Raw genomic sequence first — 25941 nt, forward strand, 5'->3', positions numbered from 1 at the left:
AGCTAAAATAGGATGCCTGTTTTTTAAAAGCTATCGGTATCCGGCATATAGCCGATTCTTTTTCTGTCCATTGGCTGCGATTTTTTTTCGATCAGTTCATCGAGATAGCCGAATAGCAAGTCAATATTTTTATCCTGGCTTTCCAGTTTTGTTCTGATACGTTCTATTTCCAGCTTCAACTCTGTGTTATCTAAGAGTATTTGGCGTAAGCGAATAAAAATTCGCATAATCCTGATGTTTACCTGAATTGCAGATGCACTGTTTAAAACACTTGAGAGCATGCTGATACCTAATTCAGTGAAAACCATCGGGGCATATTTAATATTATAACCTTGTTTCATGGTGCCATTTTGGCTCCTTGAAATTAAACTATACTCATCTGGTGTAAGTTCAAACATAAAATCTTCGCCTGGAAACCTTTCGATATTCCTTCTGACCTGTCTCTTCAATTGTTTAGTCTCTACCTGATAGAGCGTTGCCAGATCGCTGTCCAACATTACTTTTTGGCCTCTTATGTAGTAAATCTGTTTTACTACGATCTCCTCGGGTATTAAGTCATTATTTACCATTGTTATCTTCATTTTTAAATTACCAGAATCTTCTTATGAGTTAGGAAACACGGGATAGCAGACTATCCCGTATTCGATATAGATCAACTTGCAGCTAACTTTTGCTTCAGCAGACTCATATCCTCACTGATCTTATGATCCATCACCTTAGCATAGATTTGTGTGGTTTTGATATTGGTATGCCCCATCATTTTAGCAACGCTTTCTATCGGCACCCCATTATTCAGCGTGATGGTGGTGGCAAATGTGTGCCTGGCAATATGGAAAGTAAGTACTTTAGTGATCCCAGACAAATCGGCGATTTCTTTAAGATAGGCGTTCATCTTCTGATTGCTTAATACCGGCAATACCCTGTCATCGCATTGACATTGCGGGTTTTCCTGGTATCGTTCCATAATTTCGAGCGCAGCAGGGAGCAAGGGAATCCGGGATAATGTATCGGTTTTTTTCCTGTTCGTATATATCCAGTTTTCACCATCGATTCCCCTTAGTACTTCAGAACGTTTAAGCTTACTCACATCTACGTAAGCAAGACCGGTATAACAACTAAACAGAAAAATATCCTTAACCAGTTTCAGCCGCTCTACTGGCATTTCTCTCTCCAAAATGGCTTTGAGTTCGTCTTTCGTTAGTGCTACTCGGTTAACCTTTGAAGTTTTTGGTTTATAGTTGAGATAAGGGTCGACGGTTAACCATCCGTTACCAAGACAAATTCTAACAATCTTTCCAAAGTTTTTAATGTATTTGATAGCTGAGTTGTTACCGCATCTGCGAATACTTCTTAGATAGTATTCGAAATCATTTAAAAAGGAAAAGCTAATCTTGGTAACAGGCAGGTCCGATACGTTGAACTGCCATTGCATAAAATCCTTGATGTGCATCAAGCAAGTTTCGTAGCGCTGCAAAGTGCTTTTCTCAAATTCCTGCCCTACCAGGTTTTTCATTTTTTTGTTATGATCGGCGAAGACAGCTGTAATTGTTCTTACGTTATCTGTCTTTCCGATAAACTTGTTTCTTAAGGTTTCGGCAGTGATTAGTTCATCATGCAGGGTCATGATCCGGTGGCAATCAAATGCTTTAGATTGTAATCCATCGAGATAATTGTTTAAAGCACGGACATCTTCTTTCATTCCGGTAAGTCTTCCGGCTTTGTTGTTCCAGCGGGAGGGCTCACAGGTTCTTCCGCTGGCGGTTTCTGATCGTTTACCATCAACAGTAAATCGGAGGTAAACGGGCATGGGGCCTGATTGGTAGTGCTTTGGCTTTTTTAAATAGAAAAGCAGACTGACGTTTGTTCTCATAATAATGAGGATTAATAGTGAAACAAAATTAATTTTCTCATCACTTGAGCGCAAGATGTTCATTTACCGAACATGCTGCATATCAAACAGTTGCAACAGAATTGGTGAGTCATTGAGCTACTTTAATTGACTCACCGGATTACTCACCTGAATTATGGTTTCAGATGAATAATTTGGAGTAGTCTAAAAACAAAAAACCCTTCAAATGATATCATTTGAAGGGTTTTGCTCAATTTCAATATTGATTTTGCGGAATGGACGGGACTCGAACCCGCGACCCCATGCGTGACAGGCATGTATTCTAACCAGCTGAACTACCACTCCTCCCGTTTGGGGTTGCAAATATACAAACCTTTTTGATCTACACAAATTGTAGAACTTAAAATAAAAAAAGCTTAAAACACAAAAAAGCCTTACTTTTCAGTAAGGCTTTTAGCGGAATGGACGGGACATGAACTACGTTCACTAATCGCTCATTCTCAATATTTTACTAACTCTTATAAAAGCAACTCTCTTAAAACTCACTTTTATTTTTAAGCTGTTTGATTTCAAATGACTAATACAAAAGTAAGAAATGAGGAGGTTATTACAAAGGAAATAGGTTTCAATATTCTTCAAATAAACATTGTTTGTCAATCAACAGATAGATAATGTTCAGTTATCCTTTATCGATAGCAGAAAATGAAAAAACACTGAAGCGTTAATGTTGATAGCTATTATTTCGATATTTATTCGTGATCAGTCATGTCAGTATAGTCGGTAGCTGCTATTTGATCTGCAATACTTCCGGGGAGAATATTGTCGTATAAAATTTTAGAGATTATTCCCCCGTAAATCGTGATTTTAGTGCCGTCTTCTTTGGATACAGAAATTGCCCGGCCATTTACTTCAAAAAGCCCCTCAATGTTCTTATTGGTCTGTTTTAATTGCATAGTTTCTTTTTGCGAAAGCCACTTGGCGTTTAATCCGTATCTATAAAATTCGGCGATTAGTTCATCGCAATCCAAGCCTATAATAACTCTTACCCTGCCACTTAAAATATCGATAATAAAATCGGGAGAAAGAGGCTTTGAAAATAATGGCTCTGATAACTGATCAATGATGCTCTGCCAGTCGACTAATATATAATTTGGGGTTTTTTCTTTTACAATATGTTCAATCGCAAATTTAGCCATCAAAAGCGCGTCGTTCTTATAGATACCGATGTGCACCCCACCAGGTAGATATTGATAGACCCAATTCTTCGTTTTAAGCGATTCTTCCATCTCGGCTAACACATCATTGTAGTAAACAGCATCAATGGTTGGGGTTGGCATGTGTATGTATTCACCAGTCGCCGGGTCAATCCCTTTATCATTATTAACTACCTCTTCAAATTGCATTCCCCGCTTCCGCTGTCTAACATTTCTTTTAATTTGTTTTGCAGTATGCTTATCAAATTTTTCTGCTAATTCTGCATCGTCAAGCGTATCCTGTTTAATGTTGACATTTTCCAAGAAATCGGAAACTTCCTTATTAGTTTTACCCTCTTTCAGCTCCACGATTTTTACTTCCCCATTGGAAAAAACAAGTAAATCACCGATATGTATAAAACTGCTTAAATCGGAGATAAATGCAAAGTCATCAGGATTCTTATTGATCTGATCTACGATTGCCTTAGTGTGAGAAAAATTTGAAAATTCTAAAAAACTAGTGCCTTGTTTTCCGATATGTAATCTTCGCATTACATGTATTCGCCCGCCGAGCAATTGATAAGCTATACCGTCAGCAATATGCGACAGAGCAGATAGCCGGGTTTCAACTATTTGGAGATCATTTTCAAGTTTTTTCTGCTTCTCTTTGTCCCGTTCAGTCCGGCTAACTTTCAAATCTTGATTGAATGTGCGATAAAGGGATTGATAATACTGAATTTCCTCAATCAAAAGTTCTTGCGCCAATTTGAAACCTTCATGGCATTTTTGAAAGAATATTTTTTTGACTTTTGCACTCGCTGTCCTATTAGCAATTCTTAGCATTTTTTCGACGCCAACGAATTCCTGACCATATGAAAAGGCGTAGTCGCTTATCTTTTTTAATTGAATTCTATGTTCTTCAAGTGTTTTCAATCAGCGTAAATGGTATTCATTAAAATTAGGAAATATTATTATCGTGATCGCCGCGTAGGCTTTTTGCCAGGTAATCCGCTTTGCCTATCATAAAAATAGGCATCAATTTCCTGTAAGTAACTATTCAGCATAAACTTGTCAAGCTTCTTATGCCGCTGTTCAAAATTTAACTGGTCGCTAAGGAAGTGTCCAAGTAAATTAATTTCATCACCGGTGGAAAACTCTTTCCAGCTGTTGAGGTCAAGCCGGAGTTTCAGGTAATCCGTAAAGTCTTCTTCAGATTCAATGATCTCTGCAAAAATCATTAGGTCATAGATGTTAATAATCCAGGGGTATCCATTTTTTGTATCGATCAAAGCAGCATTCTCCAATACCGATGCGCCTGCCAGTAAGCCTGCAAAAGTGTCTAACGTAACAACTATGCGAAAAATTGGCAGTGATTTATCTATATGTATTTCCTTATCGCCCTCTTTGAAAACAGGGTCGGCATTGTCTTGAATATAATTTGTGCGCGATTGCTTTGAAAGTCTCCTTCAGAAACATTTCTTTTTAAGCGGTTCACCAGGCTATCAATGGCACCCCGTTTACCGGCAGCATTTAATTCACCAGCTTTGACCTCGATTAAGTAGGTATAGCTTTTTCCGACACCGAGTAAATCCAATTCGGTGTATTCGATGTTTTTCGCATTCGGTTTTTGATCCGGTAACGGATACGCTGTGTTTGGCGCGAACTGAACAGATAGTAAAAAATTCTTGAATAGACGCTCGACTTTTTCCTCTAAAAATCGATCCCGCGAACCTGAATGCTGCTTGTTTTGATAATATTTTTTAAAGTATTTTTTATCATCGTTTGGAGCATGTTCAAGCAAATATTGGCCAATGGTCAGATAATTTCTTGACAATAATGGTAATGCGAAATGATAAAAATGGTCATCCCCCGATTGCAGGAATAGCTTTACCCGCGTTCCGCTATCAGCTAGCATATGGGCATTTGCCGGCGGCAATAAATAAGCGGCATTGTCGCCAAACTTCATGGCCAGTGTGCGTACTACTTTTTCCTGCACTGGTTTTGTAAAACGAACTCGGAAAAGCCCTTCAAAATCTTTAGGGTCATTAGTGGCATAGGTTACTATCCGGCCATTCTCAACGACGTATTCGGGATGATCAATTTGAAATGCCGCAAGGTTAGCTTCATTCATAACGGGTAGACGCATTTTATTAAAGGCCCAATCGGCGAAAACCATCATCACATTAGGATGCGGAAAATCGCTATCAAATCCCAATCTTGCTTTCCAGGCATCTTCCAATTCCTTCTCGGTATTTACAATATCAGTTGCTGCAAACCCATAATGTTCCAGCATAAAGGCATCATGCCCTGAAAATAGTTCGAGGAACAAATCACGTACATGGAAAAAGTAGCCATTGCCCCGGATGGCCAGTGTTTCCAACATGGCCTGGAAACGCAGTTCGATCATCTTATCATCTTCCGGACGTAAATTCCTGCTATTAACCGATTCTGCAATAACGCGTTGATGGTAAACCATTTTGAGGTTTCTTAAATTGAAGATCAATTCTTCAATATCCTCCCAACTGGGGAGTGGCTTACTTTTAACAGGTAATGCCGCGCAAATATTGATAGCATATTCCAATATGGTTTCAGCCATACCGTCATCATCTTTGTCTGTTTGATTTTCGTGATGATTTATGGCCAGCCCTCCTAATAACGCGATGTTATCAAATGCTTCAAAATAGGCGAGAATAGCTTCAGCACCTTCTTTTATACTCAGGTCTATTTCGGTTAAAATGGCCGGAAGGCTTTCTAGATACGCTTGATGCTCTGCTTCGGTACGCGTATTATGCAAATAAGTCACTTTACCCCGCCGCTCCATTCTCATTCCATCTCTTTCAAATACCTCGTCAGACGCTGGTTTCTGATGATGAACAGGCTTTGTTTTTTTATGTTTCTTCTTTCGTCCTTTGCTGACCGGCATATACTTAAATTATAGTTAAAGATAAGAAAATGTGTAAAGTCCGGCGCTTAAAGAATGTGTTGTGCATAACTAAAAGTAGCGATTTCGTTACTTTTAGTTATTTTTACGAATATGAAACCAACAAAAATAGAGGTGCAGATCAGGCATAACGGACAGGCTTATTTTGGCTTTTTCAGGTATGGAGAATATGGTGATGAAATTGCTGCGGAAAATATCAGCCGCCTGGATGAAAAGGTAAGGGCTGCCTGCAAAAAATATTGCAGTTTGGATAGTATTATTATTGAGCATACTTATGACGTGACCGCCGTTTTTGAAGAATTTGACTTTATCAATAAAACCGGCTTTGCACGGTTTATTGACCTTAACCCGAGCCTGATCCGACAGTATGCTTCAGGCGTTAAAAACCCGTCAAAGAAACAAATGAACAAAATACTCAACGGATTTTTTGCGGTTGCCAGCCAAATGAATAAGATCGCTTTAGCGGTTGATGGAAAGCCTTTAATTGATTAAAGATAACACTACGCAAATAGATTGCGCACTGCGTGAGTTTCTTTGTGAAAAAAGATAGTTATTAATGGGAACTACAAATGAAATTTTAAAAAATGAGGACCGCTCCATACCGGTAACGCTTTCCCACGAGTTTTGGTGCTGCAAACAACAGCTTCACCAATTTGGGTCAAGTGCCAGCTTGCTATTGATGGCAAATAATAATAAAGAAATGCGGCTGGCTGCATTTACAGCCTATGGAAATTTTATCCGCCACCTCTATGCTTTTTATGAAGGAGTAATCAAATACCGAAACGCAGATCAATTGGAGGGTGCAAAGGGCGCAGCAATTGGCCCGAAGATCAGCAATTTACTTTTTAAGGAAGTAAAGAAATTGATCCGAAACAAACGCATGGTATATAATGCCAGGCCGGAGCTGGACAAGAGGGAAATCCAGCACCTGATCGAAAGTGAAGTTCCGGCTGACTTCGGTAAAGATTTCCGGCAAATGCGAAATCGGTTTTCTCACCCTGCAATCAGTAGGGTCAATAAAAGCCAGATTACCTTGCAAGAGTTTTATGTTAGGTACCATAAATATATGCTGCTGCTTTATTATACCTGCGCATTTAGCTGGGATATCAAAAACCCCGATGTATACGATTGGCAGGAAATCGATTGCTTTTTTAATTATGTAAATAAAACAAGTTGTACCGCTATCTAAATAATCTGCTTATGGACTTTCCTTTATTGACAGACGCGAAAGCAATCATTGTAAAATACCTGAATAGCTTTGGGTTGGAGCCTGTGGGTAATGCTACACAGCAGATTTTACAAAGTTACTTCAATTTCAAGCATAAGTATATCAAGACCCGACCCAGAGCAGTAGTGATAAGCGCGGGTTTGGAAAAGAAAGCTCAACAGCTTGGATTAGAAATAGTGTTAAATATGATCAATCAGAAGTGTGTTGCGGGAGAGGATATTAATCCTTTTTTAAGCAAGGGCACTTTTCGGTTAGGCGTTCATGATCACCTGCTTAACGATTGGAAAATCCACCACTTGCACCTTAACCTCAATAAAGCCAAACCAACGGATTATTTTAATGACCGGTCAGCTTATTTGCTGTTTGCACATGTTACTGACGAAAGTATTTACTTCATTGATATCAGGCCGCATCAGGAAGATGATGTTTTTGCACAACGGGAGTTATTGAGAATTGTCCGGGATAACTGGCCGCAACTCGACCAGCAGTTTCGGGTGCAACAGGAGGAAATAGAAATATTCCCGAAATTCAATGAACAAGAGATTGCGATCATGCGAAAAAAAGGACATATGTTCTTGACCCAGGTGGACGATCACGTATACGCCCCTGGTTTAGGATCAGCGGTTAGCGGCTTTAGTTTAGAGGCGGGAATGGAAATGGATGAATTTTTAAGACAGCTCTATAAAATTCATAGCTATATTACAGATCATCACGATGATTTAAAAGCTAATTTATCGGCGAAGATCGGACGGCAGCTCTCCAAACTCCACTTTACATTAGCCTTTAAGGATTGGCTTTTTTATGTTTACGAAGTCAACAGCAATCAATTTGTCAATTTTGAATTATCGGGTTACCAACCGCGTTACCCGGATATGCAAACTCAACCTTTAACTTAAGATCGCCATGGAGCAAAGCTTAAATATAGTTGGAGAAACGTTGGAAACGTCCGTGGCAAAAGAAGATTTGCTGGAAATTGTCGGTGAGCTATCGGATTATACGATAGAACAATTAATGAATGTAGGCGAAAATATTCCGATCATTTCTCATTTGGTCAAAGGCATCAAAGCTACTCAAGCGATCCGGGACGCTATTTTCTTAGAAAAAGTCGTGGTCTTTTTGCAAACTATTGGTAAAACACCAAACGATAAAAGACAGCAGATGATCGCTAAAATACAGAGTGATGAAAAATACCGCACCAAGTTTGGCAAGTTCTCTATCAAAGCACTGGATAGGTATGATGATGAACAAAAAGCAAAATATCTTGCAATGGCGGCGCAATATTTGGCAAGGGAGGAAATTACCTTTGATTTCTACCAACGCTTTAGCCATATCATTGACAGTTTGACCGTTGCTGACCTGGAAAGCCTGACTGATAAAACGTTCCTCAACTTTGGCCGGAATACTTTTTATGCATTCGAATCGCTTGGTTTGATTTCCATTACTTTAAAACTACCCACGGAAAGCGATCGAAAACTAGCCTGGAAGCAAGACCCTAATATCATTCAGGTAAGCCATCGTCGTTTGACCGATTGGGGTGACACCGTTAAGAGTATATTGTTAAGCTTGCCCGTACCCGGAAAAATTTGAAGATCAGACTGATATGAAAGCAAAATTTCAATTACCGCCGCCGGAGGACTGGGCTATTTTTGAACAGATATGTTTACGCGCATTCGGTTTATTGTGGGAAATTCCGGATCAAATAGATTTTAACTCGACTAACGCACAAGGCCAGGACGGAGTTGATATTGTCGGTGTTCCCAAAGGGAAAGTAACGCCGTATGGGGTTCAGTGCAAAAACAAACGGCTGCATTTCAAAAGCGGGGCTTTCAATAAATTGGCAAAAACTGAAATTGATTCAGAAATTGAAAAGGCCATAAAATTTAGGCCAGCTTTGGGGCACCTGGTTATTGCAACATCATTGTATCGGGGCAAGGAAATTGAGGAATATGTTAGGGAATGTTCCCAGGCAAGTCAAGAAAAAGGTTTGTTCTCCATACAAATTTGTTTTTGGGAGTTTATTTCAGATGTGATACAGCAAAATTCATTGTTGCTCAATTGGTACCTGAATAACCAGGATTTGATAGGGCAATTTGCGGTCGCTGTAACGCTGGACAATGGCGAAACCTCCAAGGTATTTCATCCGGAATTTTTGATGGATGTGCAGATTCACAGACAACAAACCCCACAAGAGTACGAAGAGGAAACCGCAGGTTTTGGAGAGGCTTTTAGGAAAGCATATAAGGAAATTAATAAATCGTTACCCTTTTATCATCGGGTCAAGAACAACCTGCGGTCGCTGATCCCACAAAGGAATTTCAAAAAAGGTGATGTGACGATTTTAATCAACGGGCAGCCACCTAAGCTTTTTCCGCGAAAAAAAGAGATGGATAAAATGGATCTCTTTAACGAAACATACGATTACAAACCGGTGTGCCCCTTTAAGATCTTTATCAAAAACACTGGGGCAAAGGTAATTGAAAATTATAAATTGGAATTTGAACTTACAGGTTCTTTCCAGGACTTTGATATCGAAGGCCCCACCATTACACAAGGGATCAATAAAACTTACCAAACCCACAGCAGGAAAACCGGGACAAATAAGGGCAGAATAAAGTCGTTTGATGACACTTTGGTTCAGCAGGATAGCTTTGAATCCTATACTTTCTTTATTCATCCCCAAATGATCGGCGAATCTACAGTGACAATCAACTGGAGACTGATTGCGCGCGATTTCCACACTAAGGGTGAATTAATTATGGTTATACAACCGCACTATGAGAAAAAAGAATCAATATGGTATATCGCACCTGGCGATAAGGCAATGACCAGATGTGTGTTTACCTACATCAAACAAAAAGGGGGCTTTCATGTAAATATATAGTGCTAAATATTCCATAGTGCAGGATCGGCTATCCAGCTATTCAAAATTTCAATAATTCTTTCAAAGGACAACTTCCCCAAATCGCGGTTAAATGGTGATCCGTTTTTGTCAATTGCAATTATCAAGCTGTTGCTTTTTCCTCCAAAGTGTGCTTGAAATTGAAAAAAGAATGGGTTTTCTCCCGCCGCAAACCAATCATACATAAAGCTGCTATAAAAGTTCAATGTAAAATATACATTCTCCTCAGCGACTATCCTGTAGATGCGGGTTGTTTGCAACTGGTTATGGCCTTTCTGCCCGTTCTTGCATTTCGTAACAAATGGACCTGGCGTGAGACCATCGCTCTGCACTACAAAACTACTTAAGTTTACTTTTTTAAGTTCATTAAGTAATGATTGTATTACGGTAAGTAATTCATCATGAAATTTGATATATAACGTCGAATAACCATCAATCAACTGTAGCTTTTCTAATCGTTCAGTTGTGTCGTTGGCAGTTTTGATCGTGTGGTTTAATTTTACGTTTTCAACCGCAACCTTAATAGTATCCAGGTTCTCGGTGGATAGATTGTGTTTAGGGAAATAAAACAGGCTGTCGAGTAATTCAATAGCGTTTCCCGCAGCCTTGGGAGCGATGGACTCATCGGCACAACTACCTGTAAAAGCATACAGGGAGTTGATATATTGTGTTTCGATATTTGGCAGATACCTTACATACCTGTAATCCAACGGTCTTTGCCAGTTTTTTACCGGGTCTTGAGATAGCATCCAAATTAAAACCTGTGAAAGCTGGAATATATCTAACCACGGTGAGACTTCATCTAAACGGTACATCATACTGTCATGGCTAAATCTTCTATTACCAATGGCATCATCCGTATGCGTCAATCTGGTGTCATCAGGTAAAAACACGGTCCCAAAATCGATAAGTACTGGTTGCTTACCGATAACCACAATGTTACCGGGTTTAATATCACGGTGAACAATCGGGCTGGTCTTTGAGTGTAAATTTGTTAATCCATTTAAAATTTCTTTTACAATAAAAACCGCCCTATTTACCAACTCTCCAGGCTGATCGTTATGTTTTTGCTTAAAATCAACCCAATATTTATCTAATGGGATGCCTAGTTCTGATATATACCACAGGTTGTTGGGATCATCAGAATGAGCCAGAATTTTTACGATGTTTTGATGATGATATTTGCTATCTGATAAAAAGCCAATCTCTCTCATAAACCGCTGGCGACTTAAGTCATTGTCGGCTTTTAGCAATTTGAATACACCTTTTTGATCATCATGAGTATTGATGACTTCAAAAGTAAAGCCCTGCCCGCCAGGTTTTAATATCCGTGTTACTTTCCAAAACGGTGCACCTAATCTATTTAGCAATTTTTGAGCTTCGGAAGCTGATCTCATATTTTAACAATGACTTAACTGGTAATATCCGTAATTTGCAATATAAATAAAATGAGCAGTCACCAAAAATACTGGCCGGAGGATATAACGCATTGGGATAAAATATCTCAAAAGAGCGCAGAATTGACACTGGCACAAACAGAAAAGTTGCTTGTACATTCCATAGAATCGGCAAAATCTATCAGAGACAAAGCTGATAAACTTACTTCTCTATTAGTGCCTGTAATAACCGGCTTAGGGGTTTATATATTAACGGACCTGAAAAAGATCACGGATTTCCAGCATTTCACCGCCGTTTGCTGTTTGCTAACGCTTCTGACGGCATTCATTTTACTTTTTAAGAACTTGACCGCTTACACGATTAGAATTCCAGGTAATAACCCCGAGACGCTGATCAACAACAATATGATCAATGCGGAAGATTCTGCTGACGAACAATATCTTCAACTCATATTGCATATATGCAAAGAGAATAAAGTCCGCAGTGAAAAGAATGATACGTTAAACCTTAAAATGTCCGCCAGAAACCAGCGGGCATTAAAGATTACTGTAATCGGACTAATTTTATCCCCGACTATCGGATTCCTTCTGGACGTTTATGCGCACCATTCATAACTTTTACTACGTCAGTTACCGGCTGTGTCTTAATAGCTTTGACTTGTATATTCGCCGCAACGACTTTAGTTTGTTCCTTAGCCATAATCTCTTACAATTTAATATCAGGTATAAAGGTATCACCTCTTACATTCGTAATGTCTGTAGGTGGTTGTACCTTGATTGGTTTAGTAGTAGAAACAACTTGTGCCTTGACCACTTTCACCACATCTTTTACATTTATATTTTGGTTAGCCATTGTCTAATAATAATATAGGTAAAGATACGTACATATCGACTTTCAGAAAAAGCTATTTTTCCACATGGCAATGTCGAGTATAAAATGTGTATCTCATCAGTGACAGCCAACGAATATTTAAAACAATCCTACCTATACATTGCACGGATTAAGTTTTAGTAGCCGATTACTTAATTTAATAGGATATTAAAATTTCCCTTGTTTTTATAAATGCGCTTTCCTATTTTCGTTATAGGAATCGAGCGCCCCAGTTGTGAATGACTGAAACGCGAGGCCAATAAATTATTCACAAGTCAAAAGCAAATTTTTTGTTAACCATTGGCTTGGTTGTCTTTAAACATTCACGGTAGCCGTATGAGCCAAAATATTAACAAAAGTTGCTATGAAACTTGAGATCACAAAACTTTGCGCAGATTCGTTACGCGCTTTCACTCAAAACAATTACGGAATTCAGTTAAAATCGTCCCACGCGCATGAACTTGTGGCGGCGTACTTTGGCTATTCCTCTCGTGCCTCTTTACTGGCAGACAAAGATTGTTCAATGATTAACCTGAACGAGGCGGAGATCATCATTCTGAACCCTCCCACACTGTTCGTCGATGAACGGAGGAAAACCTTGGAAAACCTGCCACCGGAGCTCCCGGCCAGCAATGTACTTGCACAAGGTGTCTACGCGCCAATTGTCGCCGGTAAAGAGTTTGATGGTAAAATATGGCCAGGTTTTCACGAGGTGGCACTGGCCTTTGCAGAAAATCGCGCCTATGAAAATATTCGCATGATGGGAATGGACCCAAAAGAATTAACCTGGGTTATCGATGTAGACATCAAAACGACAGAGTTGGAGGTCTTGATGACTGTCATATTCGATTACCCGGCAGGCGCAAAAAAGCCCGTACGGCATTCCAAAGTCCAAATAAGGCTTCCGCGTGTTGCAGGTGATATCGGTTATAGCGAGCCAGAGGTGATGCCAACTTTTTATCACGGAGATATGACCGACCCGGACTTCCGGCTAAAACATGGTATCGATTGATTATCGTCGCGAGATTTAAACATTAACTACCTCCTTAAAGCCAAAATTTTTGGCTTTAAGGTTGGTCTTACACACTTATATCGTAGCGTATATTTACAGTTTATCTAAGCTTATCTAATGGATATAATAGCCCGTATTAAACCACTTTATGACGACCTTATCGCCATTGGATTTCCAGCCTTGATGGAGGATAGTGAATTTATTCGTATCGCTAACGACACCGGCTATTGATTTTTAATAAACAGAAATCACTCACCATTTTTACTTCGCTTGATATTGCCGCAAATACTTATAATCAAGTATATAAAATTTCAATTATTCTGAACATTAGATTGCTTTAACTTGCAAAAGTTGGAACTTAAGAATTCTGTCGAACATATTATTATAAGCCTTAAATTTTATAACTTTACTATAATCAATTTAGAATTCATTCAATGGTGTATTTATTTAATTCGGGGTATAGACTTGGTTATCAGGTTAATTTGCTAAATACCTTGTTTTATCCATCGGGGTGGATTAATGAGTACAGATACACTTATTCAGACACTGAGCATTACTTTGATGGGACTCAATTAGATACATACTTAAAATTGAAGAATGAAAAGGCTGTAATAATAGCTGTTGATCGTTTTTATGTGGCAGGCTATTCGTATCATCCTGTTCGCGAGGGAATTTTGAAAGGATGCTATCAAGATGGCAATAGATTATTGTTTATGGTTGAGTTAGGAAACTACATTTACCCAAAAGACAACAACAATTTCACTAATGAACTTATCAACAACTTTCCATTTAGGCCTAAGCTGACAAATGGCAATCCTGAATCTACAAATGATGGATTTTATGCCTTTGCTGGAAAAGATATTATAGGTGATAGCGGAAAGTTTATATATGGGGTAGAGGCATGGGAAAAAGTTACTGATCAACTTGCTTCGACGCATACTTATGTTGCGAAGCAGGGAGATGAAACAGTCTTCGCAAGAATAGAAATGGACGTTTCTCCAGCTATTCAAAATTCAGGCACAGCTGATCAACCAATTTATAAATCATATTACAAACTTGTCAAGGGTACAACCTACACGATCGATTTTAGCTTCAAATATCCTGGTCAAAAAGGAAATGCAACAGTTGAAACCATTTTAAAAGGCAAGGATTCATTACGTTTTGATTCTAACGATAGGATAGAATTGACTACAAGATCCGATTATCGGATTATCAAGTTCACCCCTAAGCGTTACACCGATGAGAAAACCGAAAACCTAGGCTTCGTATTCTCACGTATTACTACCTCACTCCCATTCAACTTTAACAGCCCGCGCATCAATATGGACTTAAAGCTTGAAGATGGTTCATATTTTTGGCTTCAAGTTGTCCTTACCACACTGCTGTGGGTTATATGCACGCTTTTGGTTGGCCTGGATTATTCCAAACTAAAGCAACAAAACTTACAACAGATAATATTTGCCATCACTTATTGGAAAATTGCGGCTGCTTTTTTAAATGCAGCTATTTTGATCTGGATATTCCGACTTTGGGGGGGGAAAAAGCCGTACTGATGTTAAAAAGCCACCAAAGGATTATTAGAGATAAGAAAGCAGAACAAGATATTGATTGTAAGCCATTTGATGATCTTGGAGATTGTTTTGTTCGTAGAATCACTCGAGACGAGTCGAAACGAATAATTTTAGAATACGAATGGTTAGGGACTATGGGCAGGGCTTTTGCTTGCTACGGACTTTTTAAGAACGGCGTTTTGCTTGGCGCGATTAACTTTGGTGTTCCCTCAAGTCATGAAAGCAGAAATATATGTGGTTTAGCATTATCACCAAAAAGTATTTGCTTGGAAAGGGGCGCATGTTCTCATCTAGCACCACCCAATGCGGCGAGTTTTTTTATTTCGAAGGCCGTAGCCATGGCACAAAAAGAATTTGGATGGGAAATATTTTATGCCTACTCTGATCCAGAAGCTGGCGAAATTGGAACAGTATATCAGGCATGTAATTGGTATTACATTGGACAAGGAGTTGGTAGGGAACCAGGAAGACTTAGAGAATATTTTGAAGACTTGGCAGGAAATGTTATTTCTGAACGATCTTTGAGAAGGCGAAAATTAAAGAAAAAAGATTTGGTTGCTCACGGATGGAAAGTTCACTATAGGCAACCCAAACATAAATATGTTTGGTTTCAAGGTTCTAAAAGTAGAAAAGCGAAATTAATTTCGCTTTGTCGTTACACAATTAGACCATATCCTAAAAGGGCAAATCCGTCTTTAGACCAAAATCAAACCGATCTCAATAACTTAAATATTGCATTTCAAAAGTCGAATATTAAACAAAAAGTTGCATAACCAGCAATTTCATTAGCAGGCAACTCACGGGTGATACAGACCGTTGAAAGGTGAAAAACTCTGTTAATTTTTCTCTTTCTTAACCCCTTCCTCAAAAGTCTTTTTAACAAAGAAAAAAGGATAAAAAAGAAAGCATCAGAAGCCAGGGAGGCAGGCCCGGAGCAACATAAGTCCCGCAGGTGGCCGGGAGGCCATTATGGTTGCGCAGGGGCTGCCGGACAGTAGTTTCGCTTTTCTTTTTTATCCTTTTTGCGAAAAGCCTGTTTTAAATGAGTGTGAAAGCAGGGGTATGGAGGGCGGTAAGCGCCAAAGTGCCTGGATGTAGCAACGCGAAATCGTGGCAGGGGTAAAGCGTGGGGTAACCGCCAGCCATACTCCCTGCTTTATTGTCGTACAGGTGGGTGAAGTAATGAATGAAGCGATAGCGTAATGAATGGATAAACCTGCCTGTACTAATCCGCCTTGCCGATCAGTAGCTAATCACAATAACAGATTTCATTGAACAGATTAAGTTATATTTATCAGGTAAAACATATGTTATTATGAAAGTGGTAGCGAGCACGATAAAAGATTGTTATTGGAAAATTTTATTAACAGAGTGGCGGCTTAAGGGAGGCGATGGGCTCACGATTCCCTTCCTTATTGGGGCGCAGAAATACTTTGCCAATTGTGAAAACCCACAGGAGATTAAAGACCTGATTGTAGATATTGCAACGAATAAGGATTTGGATGTGTATATCGGTTATTGCATGACTATCAAGGAATTGATTTTAGGTGTTCGATCCGGTTCAAAATTGAATATCGCTGGCAATCATGTCATCCTTGGTAATGGAACCGTTTCTTGCTTTTTCTTAACTAAATTTGTGGATGATCTCGGAACCTGTTTAAGTGAAATTACAAATACCTTAACCGAAAAATACCAGCCATTCATTGCGGCAAAACAGTATTCGGTCAATCAAACAATATGGGGTTCATATACTGCTGACGAATTGGATTTTATTCAAGATTGCTCAAATAAATAACAACTGTCTAATAATTTTAATCTTTGCGCGTTACGGATAGGAGCGGCATCCCGCGCAGCGGATATAGCGGATAGCCGGGCCCCGGCAGGAACCGGAGAACGCCCAACTATTAATTACGCTTTAATAAGCCCGCAAAGAAATTCTTTATTATTGTAAAGACACTAACTTTTTTCGGTGCCGGAGAAATCAAATAATTCGCCCGATGGCGCTCTGCAATCTCATGCACCCTCGTCAGCCCCTGCGTAGCTATATCTCCTAAACCTAACATCAACAAGTATTCACATTTATCATTACACACAAAAGGGAAATCGCTATCAATCGTACCAGAATTAAAATCAAATTCTTTAGGGCCATAATACTGCCCCCTGGGTTGCAGGCAAAAAGATAAAAATTGTTGCATCTCCATCGCTGCTACCCCTACGCTAAAAGCAAACACATTTTCACCCCGATGAACAAAGTGATCTTTAGGCAAAGACTTAATATAATTCTGATCTTCCAATAATCCCGATTGTTCCAAAGCAACATCTTCGGGCGAATACTGTCCCAAGCAGCACATACAACGGCGCTCAGGGCCGACTACATGAGTTTTCCATCTCGCCTGATCGAGATTGGTTACCGACTTATTTGGATTCGTATCTATGCCACCATCAATTACTGGGATCATATGGGCATACGCTATACAGTTAAGAATAAATCTTGGCCACGGTCGGTCTACGCAGGAAAATAAAATATCACAATCCAGCGCACTTAAAAAACCCTCGTTTTCGACTATGCTATACGGCAACGCCAGCACTTTTACATTCTGATCAACTTTCACCCGGTCTAAATGAGCCTTTAATTCATAGGCCTTGGCTTTACCTACTGAAGCCGGGCCTATACCTTGCAGCCGGTCAAGATTTTTCATTTCTACTGTATCGAAATCAATTAAAACAAGGTGCTGTATGCCTGTCTTTATCAAGGCTTCAGCGATGACAGAGCCAACACTACCACAGCCAATAATTCCAATTTTTAATCTTGCGATATTCGACTGTTTATTATCCCCCCAGGCTGATATTGTTCTTGAAAAGGCTTCGTTGAAATATGGTTTAGGTATTAACTTATCGTAATAAGTTAACCTCAACCCTTTACCAATCACCCGCACAGATTCACAAAAAAAACGATCATAGGTCTTTGGTGCTGATTTTATCCAAAAACGCGCGCTCCACGCCTCATCTGTACCTATTGTCATCCCAACTAAAGGTTTCCCTGTAACCGCTTTAACTCTCGGGGATAACATTTCTTCGGCTTTTATATCGTCATTACTCATAGGCTGCCAGCCGCTTGACGGGTGACTATGAATAAAAACGATACCACAGCCTCTTTTTAACGCTACTGAGCTGATGCGGTCAAAATATTCGGCATTGAAACTTACATTACCGTGTACGTTACGATCTCCAACATCGGGGAGTAAGACTTCGGTTATCAAAGCTGTGGTTCGCTCCAAACCGGTAGACAAATTAAACAAAGCAAAACACAGGTCTTCCTGGCCGTCAGCCCTTATCAAATGTCTTTTTAATTTAACTTGCAGTTCTTCACTTATTACTACACTGTATTTCATCAGAAATCAAATAAAGTTCTTAAAAAGCATATATAATCTTTAACCGTCTTACCCGATTCATTCCAACCGTGAAATGGCCTGCTCCAATATTGAAAATCATTTGTCGGCACCATGCGGGCATGAATGCCATCAAAAGGAGGTTGCGGCCCAAACGGTTTGATCGGCAGTAAATGTGGTTTAATATAGGGCCCCGAAGGTGGAATCATTGGAAATTGAGGCGCGTTTAACGCGACCTCAACCTCCTGGCCAATAAATCTACCGTGTGGCACCTTAAATTTGAACGACACAAAACCTCCAGGGTAATTGGGTGATTCGGGATAAATCTGAGGTTCATAGCCTAATTCGATAAGCTGCTGAACGATGTCCTGTATGCCCATCTTAATTACGAAACAGTGGTGTTAGCAATTTTACAGCTGCTGAATTTCATGCAATCAACGATACCAATAACGTGGTCAGGGTCATTTTTGTAGGTAATATCGGTATGCCCAATGATCTGTTTCAGGTAATGCTTCTGCGGGTCAAGGCCGGCAAGTACCATAATCTCCTTTGGGGTCATCAAAACTTCTGTCACCGGGTACTTTTCGTCATCCACTTCGATAGATACATGATGGTAAGGCTTAACTAAAAAAGCTTCTATCCCCGGTTTTTTCAAATCAACATCTTCTTTTAATTCAATTGGCTCAAACTCGCGGTCTGTCAGCTTCATTAGAATTTCGTAGTCAGTGGAATGGCGTAACCCCAGCAATTCCAGAACAAATTCGCCGTTGATAATTGCACGTTCTGTGCGGTACTGTTTACCATTAATGGTCAGATCAAAAACTTTATTTTCCATGATTTTTAAATTTATTTGTTTAAACTGGCCGGACATCCGGGCCCTCTGTAAGTAAATGCTAAGTCATAGAGTGTTTTTGCCATCAACGCTATGAAAAATAAATTTCATTCAGCACGGCAAAAAATGCGAAGTTTATAGCATAAGTATATATGAAGGACACAGAAAATACAGGGACAATTTCGAGTGAAGCTTTATTGGAGAGATTAAGGGGGGCAAATTGGGAGAAGCTTATCAAACTGCTACATCTTTATTCATTAAACAGGTTAAAAAGCTTTCCGCAGCTTGCTGAACGTTTTGATATTAAAAACCTGGCGTACCAGTTTGCTGATGAAGCGATACGACAATTATGGATGGAAGAACGGGTTTGGAACATTGTGGAATATCCCGACCTGTATGACTTTTTGAAAGGAGCAGTGGATAGTATCAGGTATAACTTCTTGAAAAAGAAAGAGGTTAACGCAACAACTTATATAGACGAAGTTATTGAAGATACAGTCCCTAACCAGTCGCCTGACCCGCAACAGTTATTAGAAGCGCAGGAACTGGAGGCACAAATAAAAGAGATATTCAGTGATGATCTGGAGGCCTATCAAATATTCGATTGCCTGCTGAATAAAATACCACCGAGAGATATAGCCGCTGAAATGAATATGCCGGTAAACCAGGTTTACAACACAACCAAGCGGATAGATAGAAAATTAACAGAATTACGGAAACAACTTAGCAATTAATATGGACAGGGTTAAAAAAATTCATGACTTATATCTGAAATCGATTTTAGATATAGGTGAAAATGATGAGGAAAGCGCCTCACAGCTATTGCAAAACGAGGGGATAAATCCAGACCGCCTGGTCAATGATACTTTAAGAAAAATAAATGGATATGAATTTGAATTAATGAAAAAGGCGGCGTCCCGTGAGCAGGAAAACCTATTCAATGCGGTAACTGAAAAAATCGCTTGGTTGATGCAAAAAGCACCGGAACGCATTATTACATTGGTTAATTCATTTGTGCAACAAAGAGTTCCAGCGTTCAATTTCAAAGGCACAACTGCCGATTCAGATATTGCCGCTATTTTCGATCAAATAGATGTCGTGGCCTTGTTGGAGCGGCTGGATGCTATAGAACGGGAACTTGCTTAAAAAGGCAAATTTTTTTTAAGACAGGCGCACTTTGTTGCGCCTTTTTTATTTATATTCGTTCTATACAAGTTATTAACAACGTTCTTTTTGGCATAACATCCTATTAATCAGAATTTTATTCTGATTTTTTATTTTGATGTTGGCAAAAATTTGTAATTATTTTTTAATATACTTGAACCTTTGTCGTGAATGATTGTTAAATTTATGTATCAAATTAATTAATGCTAACGTTAGTCTATGTTAAGATCACATAACCAGCAGTACGTTGAGCTTGATTTTTTTACCTCGTTTCTAAATCATGCGATCAATGGAAATCAAGCCTATTTCCGTATCGTGGAACCTATCATCCTTGATGCCGCCAGCTTAGCTCGTCATGAAAAGAATATCGCTGATATTGACCGCACTGGTTTAAATATTAAGTTATTCCTATTTGATTGGGGTTCGACCAACCTACAACCTATCAATGCCGATAATTTGAATGATAATTTGCCACTGATACTTAATATCATCAATGATCACCGAAATACGGTAATGGCATAAACGCTTTGTTCTTTCAATGGAATATACTCAATTATTAGATCTTCATCTATCGCAGTGCGAAATATTCCTGAATAAAGCCAAAAACAACAGCTACTCGGATACTGATAAACAGACTTATCAGAATACCTTGTTTACCCTTTTTGATGCTATAAAAGCCAGCATTCCTGATCCGCTGGATGATTCAGACTTGTTCGTTCTACAGGAACAACTGAATTTTATCGCAAAAAGCTTAGAGTTTCTGATGGATAGTACGTTGAATACAATCCCATTTGAGGTTGTATCATGTTTAAACCTGGCCATGGAAGACTGGATCGAAACAAAATCATTCATTATCGTTACCAGCCTGAACAACGATATAGATGCCTATAGTTTCGACGAAAAGCTGGCGAGTGAAGATTACATTTACAGCTCTATGCAGGCGAGTTATGGAATTACTTTTAATAAGCGCCTTGTTCAAATAAACCTACCCGAAATTTTAGCGAGGGATTATTTTTCCTCGGTAATACTTTACCATGAGTTAGGGCATTTTATAGACCTTTACTTTGGCATTTCGAAAAGGATGGCAACCGAAATGATCAAATATCAGCCGCTCGAATGGACGGCTATCCAGCCATTCTTCGACTTTTCGCAAAATCAAATACACGTAGAAAAATTGCGTAACCATTTATGCGAATATTTCTGTGATCTTTTTGCAGCACAATACATCGGGCAAACTTCAAATCATTACCTGAAATATCTCGAATCAAAAGGTGCTAACCGTACTTCGTATAGCCACCCGTCCAGCGAAAATCGTTTGAAAATTGTTAATGATTTTCTCGACGGCACGACAAACGCGTTGGGAGATAAAATAAAAACGTACACAAAGAACATTACCAAGCAAGAACTAATAAAGCGGTTTAAACCCATTAGTTCCGACGATTTTTACAATTTTCTTCCTTTGGAAATTGCTGATTCCGCTGAACTACATGGTGTTTTTCCATATGCCTGGAAAATTTGGCTTAAAGGGGCCGAAAGCTTCAAAACAAATGCTGGTATTGCAGGCGACTTGCCAAGTAAAGTGATCTATAAATCACTGAACAATCTTATTGAGAAATCGATTGGCAACTATTTTATATTAAAAGATTGGAAGGAGATGAGCGGTAGATGAGTGGTTTTGCCTCGAAAAAGAAAATAAAGGAACTTTTGGGCACTCAAAAAATGGTCATCAGGCCATTATTGGATGAAGCCCAAATCTCTCATATCGGGGTAGATTTTCGCCTCGGCTGTAATTTTTTAGTGTCAGTGCATGGGCGCGAAGCATTTATCAATACTTCATTAAATGAAGAAACGGGTACAGGCCAACGAGATGTAAGACTCTTTTTTCAGGAATCGCGCCGCCAAATCGGTGAAACATTTATTCTATACCCACATCAAACGGTACTTGCCAGCAGTCTTGAATATGTCAAGATGCCTAAAGATCATTTACTGACGCTTTATATGCGCAGTTCCTATTCAAGGTTAGGTTTAACCGTATCTACAATTGTGCAACCCGGTTATTGCGGCTGCTTGTCGATAGAGTTAACCAACAACAATAACAACCCCATCAAGCTTGTGGTAGGCGCACGGGTATTTCAAGGGGTTTTAGTTCCCTCGGATGAAGAAAGCGATTATTTCAGCAACCCGCGAAAATACGTTTGCAGCGTTCGCCCAGAACCTTCTGCGGCAATTTCAGATGAAGATATAAAAACGCTTTCCGAACTTTGGCGGCTTAAAAACAATCGATAGCATCTCATTGAACGAAAACGCTTACCGATAAATGCAATGCCTCTATCCTAAATTCAGATTTTCCAAAAACCCTTTGACTTCGGACGTGCTTTTGGCTTCGCCGACTTCTCCTACCCGAAAGTGCCAAATTGTATTGCAGGATTGCTATAGGAATTGTCCGACACGGTCAGATAAACTTAAGGGTATAGACGGTGTATTTCATAGTGGCAACGGCAGTTATGACTCCAACTTTGACGAATATCTGAATATTACAATCCGCCGACCAGCGATAGACGTGAAGTTTGTGCGATATTAGTAACATCAAATGCTACAAAATTGGTGCATCAAAGGTTTGAAAGTGACACATCTCCCTGATCGAAAATAAATTTTATCGCTGAGCAAGGGTCATTTACAGCCTGATCGGATTGGATGAACGTTACAGATTGGCAGGTATGGAAACGAAAAGGCAGATCGTGTGTTCGTTATTCCCCGGAAAACTCGTCTTCGATGGCGTTTCATATCGAACACCCCAACCCAATCTTACAGCAGAGGCTATCTTACTGATTAACAAAGAATTAGTAGGCAATAAAAAAGGAAAAGAAGCTTACTGTAAGCATCTTTCCCTTGTGGTAGCCCATAAAGGCATCGAAGACCTTTTATAGATTACTCCAATTCCGTCCAATAAGGCATAACACTGTCAATAAAAACCTAATTTTTAAGATACTGTATTATTTCGTTTTGGAAATGCGAATTTTACTTAAATTATTAACTTGTGGTTAAAGTCCAATCTATGCGAGAACAATATTTTAAACACCGGGCACCGTTCGATTTTAATAACGATTCTCTTGATATAGGCCGCCCATTTTTTTGGAATAAAAAAGTTGAGGATAACCACTTTCTTAACCTGCTTTACCGAAAGAGGGAACAGGAATTTGATGAACTATATAAGTACCATCTGCAATTCTTTTTATCCAAATACAATGATGCAACCGAGCAGGAGTTCTTCAGGTATGTGTGGGAAGTCATACAGGATGCTATTGCACAGTTAAGACAAAAAGATAGGTATACTTCAAGTCATGCCCAAAACTTTCGATACAAGTTTCACCTTAATCGGTTTGCAGAATATCTTCAAAGCATCGATGAGTGGAACCTTGGTCGTACCCAGGCGGAGATCATTGCAGAGAAGGAAGGCCAGATCAAAATACTCAAAGAACAAGTGCAACGCTTGATGGATGAGCGTAGAGAGGCTGAGAAATTGGATACCGACTATCCGATCAACATTGCCAGCGGTTATTTCCTCACCGTAGTTGACCTGTTCAAAAAGATCGAGGCACTAAAAGTAGGCGATAAGGAACTGGTATTCTCGCAGATGCCTATCACCTGGGCCAAACTGATCTGCCGGTACTTTCAGGAAGACGGTGAACCGATAAAGTTTGACCGTGTACGGCGCTATTATCCGCGTGACGCAGGTAACCCGAGCGGCAGGTCATCTGCTATCCCCGCCGAAAATCAGCATTTTAATATCACTCCGGCAAAACGCAGGGCAAATTAAGTTCGGGTTTTAAGTTCATTTTCTTTTTGCAGGCAAACGTTAACAATTGCTTCAAAACTATTCAGCAAGCTCTTTTTCAGCACTAAGCTTTGGCTGCCATTACCATGGCTTGGTTTATGGTAATGAATGATATCGCTTTGCTCACACCTTTGCTCGTACCCGTTATCGGCGGTACAAGTATTAAGTAATGATTTAACGAAGGAGGCGATTATGCAAGCAAGTGAACTGATCACTAAAGGCGATCTCAATGAATTTAAAAGCGAACTGTTAACAGAAATCAAAAGGCTGGTTCAACTGGATGGCCAGGGCCAGTCCAAAAAATGGCTTAAAAGTAACGAAGTACGAAAGCTGCTGAAAATATCACCAGGCACTTTACAGAATCTGCGAATCAACGGGACATTGAGTTATACCCGTATCGGCAGCATCATGTATTACAAGCTCGACGACATCAACAAGCTACTGGAAGGGGGACTGCAATGAGTGATCCTAAAATTGCGGCAAGTGAACTTGCCGGTTACAGTAAGCTGCTCAAACGCATGAGCACGGATGGGCGGCTGAATACGACACACATCAGCTTGTTCAGCGCATTATTTGTCCAATGGAAACGCGGTGCGTTCAAAAGCCCGTTTTCTGTCACCAGGAAAACGCTGATGGCTTTTAGCCGGATAGCGTCAATTGCAACGTATCACAAGTGTATTAAAGAACTCGACGAATATGGTTACATCCGTTATCAGCCGTCTTACCATCCCAAACTCGGCAGCCAGGTTTACTGGCCTGCCGATTGGGAAGTGTAGCCCGATAGTTTATATCGGCATAGTTGCATATCGGGCTATACTGATAGCTGCATATCTGAATAACTTGTTATTCAGATATAGGTAAAGAAAGATATCCAGCTATATAATCTATAAACCCGGTGCAGCCAATAGCTGCACCGGTAATGATTTGCTTCGCAAATCAGCAAGAAAAGCGGCGGTCGCTTCGCGAAAGCGGAGGGAGCAAGCGGAAGTTGGGCAGAGCCCTACTTTGCTTGCCCTCCGCTTCGCTACGGGGGATTTACGTATCCTCCGGGGATACTTTAAGGCGTTTCCGCTTGTGAAATAAAAGAAAACAGGATACTTGGGAGTATTCTGTATATAGAAATTATGGCATAACTGTATAAGAGCTATGCTATCAATATGGAATATATGAGTGTAGAAGATATTAATGTAAGATCAGTTCGATACCCGGTTGCCGTAGACCAAAAGTTCGAAAAGATCGCCCTTAAATTGGGCAGGACTAAGCGGCAGGTGTTTATTCAGATGGTAGATTACTTTTATAAAAGCAAGAAAGATCCACTGGACCTGAATGATGAATTATTAAAAAATGCTTTAATGAAGAATCACCAGCAGTATATCGGTTTTATCAGAAACCAGGAGAATATGTTGCTCATTCCGATCAAAACGGAAATGGACAGGATATTTGTGTCGCAAGGCAAGATCATAGAAAGTTTCAATACCCAGGTTCTCAAGGCAAATACTGATTTACTGAACAATCAGTATGCTTTGGCGCAAAAGCTAACTGGAATCGATGGGCTGATGGATACGATCTCGAAAAGCCAAAAAAGTAAGGAACATCTAAAAAAGCAGTTCCTGTTTATTCTGGACAGTTACATCAAAGCCAGGGATGCTTTCGGGATGATGACCTCTGGTCGGGAAAAAGATGAACTTATCGCTCTCTCCAGATCGCAGGTCAGTTTGCTTTAATCATTATCTACATTAATTCCTCTTAAGGGGACAAGG

General features: G+C 39.7%; 29 protein-coding genes and 1 tRNA gene. 19 read left to right on the forward strand and 11 right to left on the reverse strand.

What is annotated here, in order from left to right; all coding sequences use genetic code 11:
- Window positions 1-23: 23 nt before the first annotated feature.
- The 6 genes from FHW88_RS12110 to FHW88_RS12135 all read right to left on the reverse strand — a co-directional run bounded on the left by FHW88_RS12110 (window position 24) and on the right by FHW88_RS12135 (window position 5965).
- The gene (locus FHW88_RS12110) at window positions 24-581 is read right to left on the reverse strand and encodes an ORF6N domain-containing protein (RefSeq protein WP_255485322.1); all 558 of its coding nucleotides are present in this window, start codon (window positions 579-581) and stop codon (window positions 24-26) included.
- A 71-nt stretch (window positions 582-652) separates the two neighbouring features.
- Window positions 653-1870, reverse strand: a complete 1218-nt coding sequence (locus FHW88_RS12115; protein ID WP_176625715.1) for a site-specific integrase — start codon at window positions 1868-1870, stop codon at window positions 653-655.
- Between the two features lie 250 nt (window positions 1871-2120).
- Window positions 2121-2194 (reverse strand) — tRNA-Asp (locus FHW88_RS12120).
- Between the two features lie 404 nt (window positions 2195-2598).
- Window positions 2599-3975, reverse strand: a complete 1377-nt coding sequence (locus tag FHW88_RS12125) for a hypothetical protein (protein ID WP_176625627.1) — start codon at window positions 3973-3975, stop codon at window positions 2599-2601.
- Between the two features lie 38 nt (window positions 3976-4013).
- On the reverse strand, window positions 4014-4280 hold the full coding sequence (locus FHW88_RS12130) for a hypothetical protein (RefSeq protein WP_176625629.1): 267 nt from the start codon (window positions 4278-4280) through the stop codon (window positions 4014-4016).
- Between the two features lie 140 nt (window positions 4281-4420).
- A complete protein-coding gene (locus FHW88_RS12135) occupies window positions 4421-5965 on the reverse strand; it encodes a hypothetical protein (protein WP_176625631.1) in 1545 nt (514 codons plus the stop codon).
- 111 nt (window positions 5966-6076) lie between these two features.
- Between FHW88_RS12135 and FHW88_RS12140 the strand changes: the two genes are divergently transcribed.
- From FHW88_RS12140 to FHW88_RS12160, 5 genes are all read left to right on the forward strand, one after another.
- A complete protein-coding gene (locus FHW88_RS12140; protein WP_176625633.1) occupies window positions 6077-6475 on the forward strand; it encodes a hypothetical protein in 399 nt (132 codons plus the stop codon).
- Between the two features lie 64 nt (window positions 6476-6539).
- Complete coding sequence (locus tag FHW88_RS12145) at window positions 6540-7172, forward strand: hypothetical protein (RefSeq protein ID WP_176625635.1); 633 nt, start codon at window positions 6540-6542, stop codon at window positions 7170-7172.
- A gap of 83 nt (window positions 7173-7255) precedes the next feature.
- Window positions 7256-8107 carry a hypothetical protein gene (locus tag FHW88_RS12150; protein ID WP_176625636.1) on the forward strand — a complete coding sequence of 284 codons (852 nt, stop codon included), beginning with the start codon at window positions 7256-7258 and terminating at the stop codon, window positions 8105-8107.
- Window positions 8108-8114: 7 nt separating this feature from the next.
- Entirely contained in the window at window positions 8115-8798 is a 684-nt protein-coding gene (locus FHW88_RS12155) for a hypothetical protein (RefSeq protein WP_176625638.1), read from the forward strand.
- 13 nt (window positions 8799-8811) lie between these two features.
- Window positions 8812-10092 (forward strand): hypothetical protein, encoded by a 1281-nt coding sequence (locus tag FHW88_RS12160; RefSeq protein ID WP_176625640.1) that lies wholly within the window; start codon window positions 8812-8814, stop codon window positions 10090-10092.
- Window positions 10093-10094: 2 nt separating this feature from the next.
- On the opposite strand, the gene FHW88_RS12165 is transcribed toward FHW88_RS12160, so the two are convergent.
- Entirely contained in the window at window positions 10095-11507 is a 1413-nt protein-coding gene (locus FHW88_RS12165; RefSeq protein ID WP_176625642.1) for a protein kinase domain-containing protein, read from the reverse strand.
- 51 nt (window positions 11508-11558) lie between these two features.
- Between FHW88_RS12165 and FHW88_RS12170 the strand changes: the two genes are divergently transcribed.
- The gene (locus FHW88_RS12170) at window positions 11559-12122 is read left to right on the forward strand and encodes a hypothetical protein (protein WP_176625644.1); all 564 of its coding nucleotides are present in this window, start codon (window positions 11559-11561) and stop codon (window positions 12120-12122) included.
- Window positions 12123-12213: 91 nt separating this feature from the next.
- Here FHW88_RS12170 and FHW88_RS12175 read toward each other — a convergent pair whose 3' ends face one another.
- The gene (locus FHW88_RS12175; RefSeq protein WP_176625646.1) at window positions 12214-12360 is read right to left on the reverse strand and encodes a hypothetical protein; all 147 of its coding nucleotides are present in this window, start codon (window positions 12358-12360) and stop codon (window positions 12214-12216) included.
- A gap of 382 nt (window positions 12361-12742) precedes the next feature.
- On the opposite strand from FHW88_RS12175, the gene FHW88_RS12180 reads away from it, so the two are divergent.
- The 4 genes from FHW88_RS12180 (at window position 12743) to FHW88_RS12195 (ending at window position 16756) form a co-directional block, all read left to right on the forward strand.
- Window positions 12743-13390: a hypothetical protein gene (locus FHW88_RS12180; RefSeq protein ID WP_176625648.1), complete on the forward strand. Its 648-nt coding sequence runs from the start codon at window positions 12743-12745 to the stop codon at window positions 13388-13390.
- Between the two features lie 434 nt (window positions 13391-13824).
- Window positions 13825-14943 (forward strand): hypothetical protein, encoded by a 1119-nt coding sequence (locus FHW88_RS12185; RefSeq protein WP_176625650.1) that lies wholly within the window; start codon window positions 13825-13827, stop codon window positions 14941-14943.
- Window positions 14943-15734: a hypothetical protein gene (locus tag FHW88_RS12190; RefSeq protein WP_176625652.1), complete on the forward strand. Its 792-nt coding sequence runs from the start codon at window positions 14943-14945 to the stop codon at window positions 15732-15734. The genes FHW88_RS12185 and FHW88_RS12190 overlap by 1 nt, the downstream gene beginning before the upstream one ends.
- A 542-nt stretch (window positions 15735-16276) precedes the next feature.
- Window positions 16277-16756, forward strand: a complete 480-nt coding sequence (locus FHW88_RS12195) for a hypothetical protein (protein ID WP_176625654.1) — start codon at window positions 16277-16279, stop codon at window positions 16754-16756.
- A 109-nt stretch (window positions 16757-16865) separates the two neighbouring features.
- On the opposite strand, the gene FHW88_RS12200 is transcribed toward FHW88_RS12195, so the two are convergent.
- From FHW88_RS12200 to FHW88_RS12210, 3 genes are read right to left on the reverse strand one after another with little or no spacing between them, the layout of a single operon-like run.
- Window positions 16866-18353 carry a ThiF family adenylyltransferase gene (locus tag FHW88_RS12200; RefSeq protein WP_176625656.1) on the reverse strand — a complete coding sequence of 496 codons (1488 nt, stop codon included), beginning with the start codon at window positions 18351-18353 and terminating at the stop codon, window positions 16866-16868.
- Window positions 18353-18730 (reverse strand): hypothetical protein, encoded by a 378-nt coding sequence (locus FHW88_RS12205; protein ID WP_176625658.1) that lies wholly within the window; start codon window positions 18728-18730, stop codon window positions 18353-18355. The genes FHW88_RS12200 and FHW88_RS12205 overlap by 1 nt, the downstream gene beginning before the upstream one ends.
- 5 nt (window positions 18731-18735) lie before the next feature.
- Window positions 18736-19185, reverse strand: a complete 450-nt coding sequence (locus FHW88_RS12210; protein ID WP_176625660.1) for a multiubiquitin domain-containing protein — start codon at window positions 19183-19185, stop codon at window positions 18736-18738.
- Between the two features lie 149 nt (window positions 19186-19334).
- Here FHW88_RS12210 and FHW88_RS12215 point away from each other — a divergent pair, with 149 nt between their 5' ends.
- From FHW88_RS12215 to FHW88_RS12255, 9 genes are all read left to right on the forward strand, one after another.
- On the forward strand, window positions 19335-19916 hold the full coding sequence (locus tag FHW88_RS12215; RefSeq protein ID WP_176625662.1) for a hypothetical protein: 582 nt from the start codon (window positions 19335-19337) through the stop codon (window positions 19914-19916).
- A gap of 1 nt (window position 19917) precedes the next feature.
- Window positions 19918-20328, forward strand: a complete 411-nt coding sequence (locus FHW88_RS12220) for a hypothetical protein (protein WP_176625664.1) — start codon at window positions 19918-19920, stop codon at window positions 20326-20328.
- Between the two features lie 237 nt (window positions 20329-20565).
- On the forward strand, window positions 20566-20868 hold the full coding sequence (locus FHW88_RS12225) for a hypothetical protein (protein WP_176625665.1): 303 nt from the start codon (window positions 20566-20568) through the stop codon (window positions 20866-20868).
- 16 nt (window positions 20869-20884) lie between these two features.
- The gene (locus tag FHW88_RS12230) at window positions 20885-22015 is read left to right on the forward strand and encodes a hypothetical protein (protein WP_176625667.1); all 1131 of its coding nucleotides are present in this window, start codon (window positions 20885-20887) and stop codon (window positions 22013-22015) included.
- Window positions 22012-22632 (forward strand): dCTP deaminase, encoded by a 621-nt coding sequence (dcd, locus tag FHW88_RS12235; RefSeq protein ID WP_176625669.1) that lies wholly within the window; start codon window positions 22012-22014, stop codon window positions 22630-22632. The genes FHW88_RS12230 and dcd overlap by 4 nt, the downstream gene beginning before the upstream one ends.
- 769 nt (window positions 22633-23401) lie before the next feature.
- Window positions 23402-24163, forward strand: a complete 762-nt coding sequence (locus FHW88_RS12240) for a hypothetical protein (RefSeq protein ID WP_176625691.1) — start codon at window positions 23402-23404, stop codon at window positions 24161-24163.
- Between the two features lie 210 nt (window positions 24164-24373).
- Window positions 24374-24643, forward strand: a complete 270-nt coding sequence (locus FHW88_RS12245) for a helix-turn-helix domain-containing protein (protein ID WP_176625693.1) — start codon at window positions 24374-24376, stop codon at window positions 24641-24643.
- Entirely contained in the window at window positions 24640-24957 is a 318-nt protein-coding gene (locus FHW88_RS12250; RefSeq protein ID WP_176625695.1) for a hypothetical protein, read from the forward strand. Before FHW88_RS12245 ends, FHW88_RS12250 begins: the two co-directional genes overlap by 4 nt.
- A gap of 381 nt (window positions 24958-25338) precedes the next feature.
- Window positions 25339-25905, forward strand: coding sequence for a BfmA/BtgA family mobilization protein (locus FHW88_RS12255; protein WP_176625697.1), 567 nt, complete (start codon window positions 25339-25341; stop codon window positions 25903-25905).
- Window positions 25906-25941 lie beyond the last annotated feature (36 nt).

Source organism: Mucilaginibacter sp. SG538B, from assembly GCF_013376065.1.
Classification (GTDB): domain Bacteria; phylum Bacteroidota; class Bacteroidia; order Sphingobacteriales; family Sphingobacteriaceae; genus Mucilaginibacter; species Mucilaginibacter rubeus.

What these genes read in the sequence shown, in the direction of transcription:
- FHW88_RS12190 (WP_176625652.1), top strand. Translation starts at nt 14,943, where the DNA reads ATGTTAAAAAGCCACCAAAGGATTATTAGAGATAAGAAAGCAGAACAA.
- FHW88_RS12140 (WP_176625633.1), top strand. Translation starts at nt 6,077, where the DNA reads ATGAAACCAACAAAAATAGAGGTGCAGATCAGGCATAACGGACAGGCT.
- dcd (WP_176625669.1), top strand. Translation starts at nt 22,012, where the DNA reads ATGAGTGGTTTTGCCTCGAAAAAGAAAATAAAGGAACTTTTGGGCACT.
- FHW88_RS12205 (WP_176625658.1), bottom strand. Translation starts at nt 18,730, where the DNA reads ATGGGCATACAGGACATCGTTCAGCAGCTTATCGAATTAGGCTATGAA.
- FHW88_RS12245 (WP_176625693.1), top strand. Translation starts at nt 24,374, where the DNA reads ATGCAAGCAAGTGAACTGATCACTAAAGGCGATCTCAATGAATTTAAA.
- FHW88_RS12155 (WP_176625638.1), top strand. Translation starts at nt 8,115, where the DNA reads ATGGAGCAAAGCTTAAATATAGTTGGAGAAACGTTGGAAACGTCCGTG.
- FHW88_RS12220 (WP_176625664.1), top strand. Translation starts at nt 19,918, where the DNA reads ATGGACAGGGTTAAAAAAATTCATGACTTATATCTGAAATCGATTTTA.
- FHW88_RS12230 (WP_176625667.1), top strand. Translation starts at nt 20,885, where the DNA reads ATGGAATATACTCAATTATTAGATCTTCATCTATCGCAGTGCGAAATA.
- FHW88_RS12215 (WP_176625662.1), top strand. Translation starts at nt 19,335, where the DNA reads ATGAAGGACACAGAAAATACAGGGACAATTTCGAGTGAAGCTTTATTG.
- FHW88_RS12240 (WP_176625691.1), top strand. Translation starts at nt 23,402, where the DNA reads ATGCGAGAACAATATTTTAAACACCGGGCACCGTTCGATTTTAATAAC.
- FHW88_RS12195 (WP_176625654.1), top strand. Translation starts at nt 16,277, where the DNA reads ATGAAAGTGGTAGCGAGCACGATAAAAGATTGTTATTGGAAAATTTTA.
- FHW88_RS12160 (WP_176625640.1), top strand. Translation starts at nt 8,812, where the DNA reads ATGAAAGCAAAATTTCAATTACCGCCGCCGGAGGACTGGGCTATTTTT.
- FHW88_RS12115 (WP_176625715.1), bottom strand. Translation starts at nt 1,870, where the DNA reads ATGAGAACAAACGTCAGTCTGCTTTTCTATTTAAAAAAGCCAAAGCAC.
- FHW88_RS12185 (WP_176625650.1), top strand. Translation starts at nt 13,825, where the DNA reads ATGGTGTATTTATTTAATTCGGGGTATAGACTTGGTTATCAGGTTAAT.
- FHW88_RS12170 (WP_176625644.1), top strand. Translation starts at nt 11,559, where the DNA reads ATGAGCAGTCACCAAAAATACTGGCCGGAGGATATAACGCATTGGGAT.
- FHW88_RS12110 (WP_255485322.1), bottom strand. Translation starts at nt 581, where the DNA reads ATGAAGATAACAATGGTAAATAATGACTTAATACCCGAGGAGATCGTA.
- FHW88_RS12145 (WP_176625635.1), top strand. Translation starts at nt 6,540, where the DNA reads ATGGGAACTACAAATGAAATTTTAAAAAATGAGGACCGCTCCATACCG.
- FHW88_RS12250 (WP_176625695.1), top strand. Translation starts at nt 24,640, where the DNA reads ATGAGTGATCCTAAAATTGCGGCAAGTGAACTTGCCGGTTACAGTAAG.
- FHW88_RS12255 (WP_176625697.1), top strand. Translation starts at nt 25,339, where the DNA reads ATGGAATATATGAGTGTAGAAGATATTAATGTAAGATCAGTTCGATAC.
- FHW88_RS12210 (WP_176625660.1), bottom strand. Translation starts at nt 19,185, where the DNA reads ATGGAAAATAAAGTTTTTGATCTGACCATTAATGGTAAACAGTACCGC.
- FHW88_RS12130 (WP_176625629.1), bottom strand. Translation starts at nt 4,280, where the DNA reads ATGATTTTTGCAGAGATCATTGAATCTGAAGAAGACTTTACGGATTAC.
- FHW88_RS12175 (WP_176625646.1), bottom strand. Translation starts at nt 12,360, where the DNA reads ATGGCTAACCAAAATATAAATGTAAAAGATGTGGTGAAAGTGGTCAAG.
- FHW88_RS12200 (WP_176625656.1), bottom strand. Translation starts at nt 18,353, where the DNA reads ATGAAATACAGTGTAGTAATAAGTGAAGAACTGCAAGTTAAATTAAAA.
- FHW88_RS12135 (WP_176625631.1), bottom strand. Translation starts at nt 5,965, where the DNA reads ATGCCGGTCAGCAAAGGACGAAAGAAGAAACATAAAAAAACAAAGCCT.
- FHW88_RS12180 (WP_176625648.1), top strand. Translation starts at nt 12,743, where the DNA reads ATGAAACTTGAGATCACAAAACTTTGCGCAGATTCGTTACGCGCTTTC.
- FHW88_RS12225 (WP_176625665.1), top strand. Translation starts at nt 20,566, where the DNA reads ATGTTAAGATCACATAACCAGCAGTACGTTGAGCTTGATTTTTTTACC.
- FHW88_RS12165 (WP_176625642.1), bottom strand. Translation starts at nt 11,507, where the DNA reads ATGAGATCAGCTTCCGAAGCTCAAAAATTGCTAAATAGATTAGGTGCA.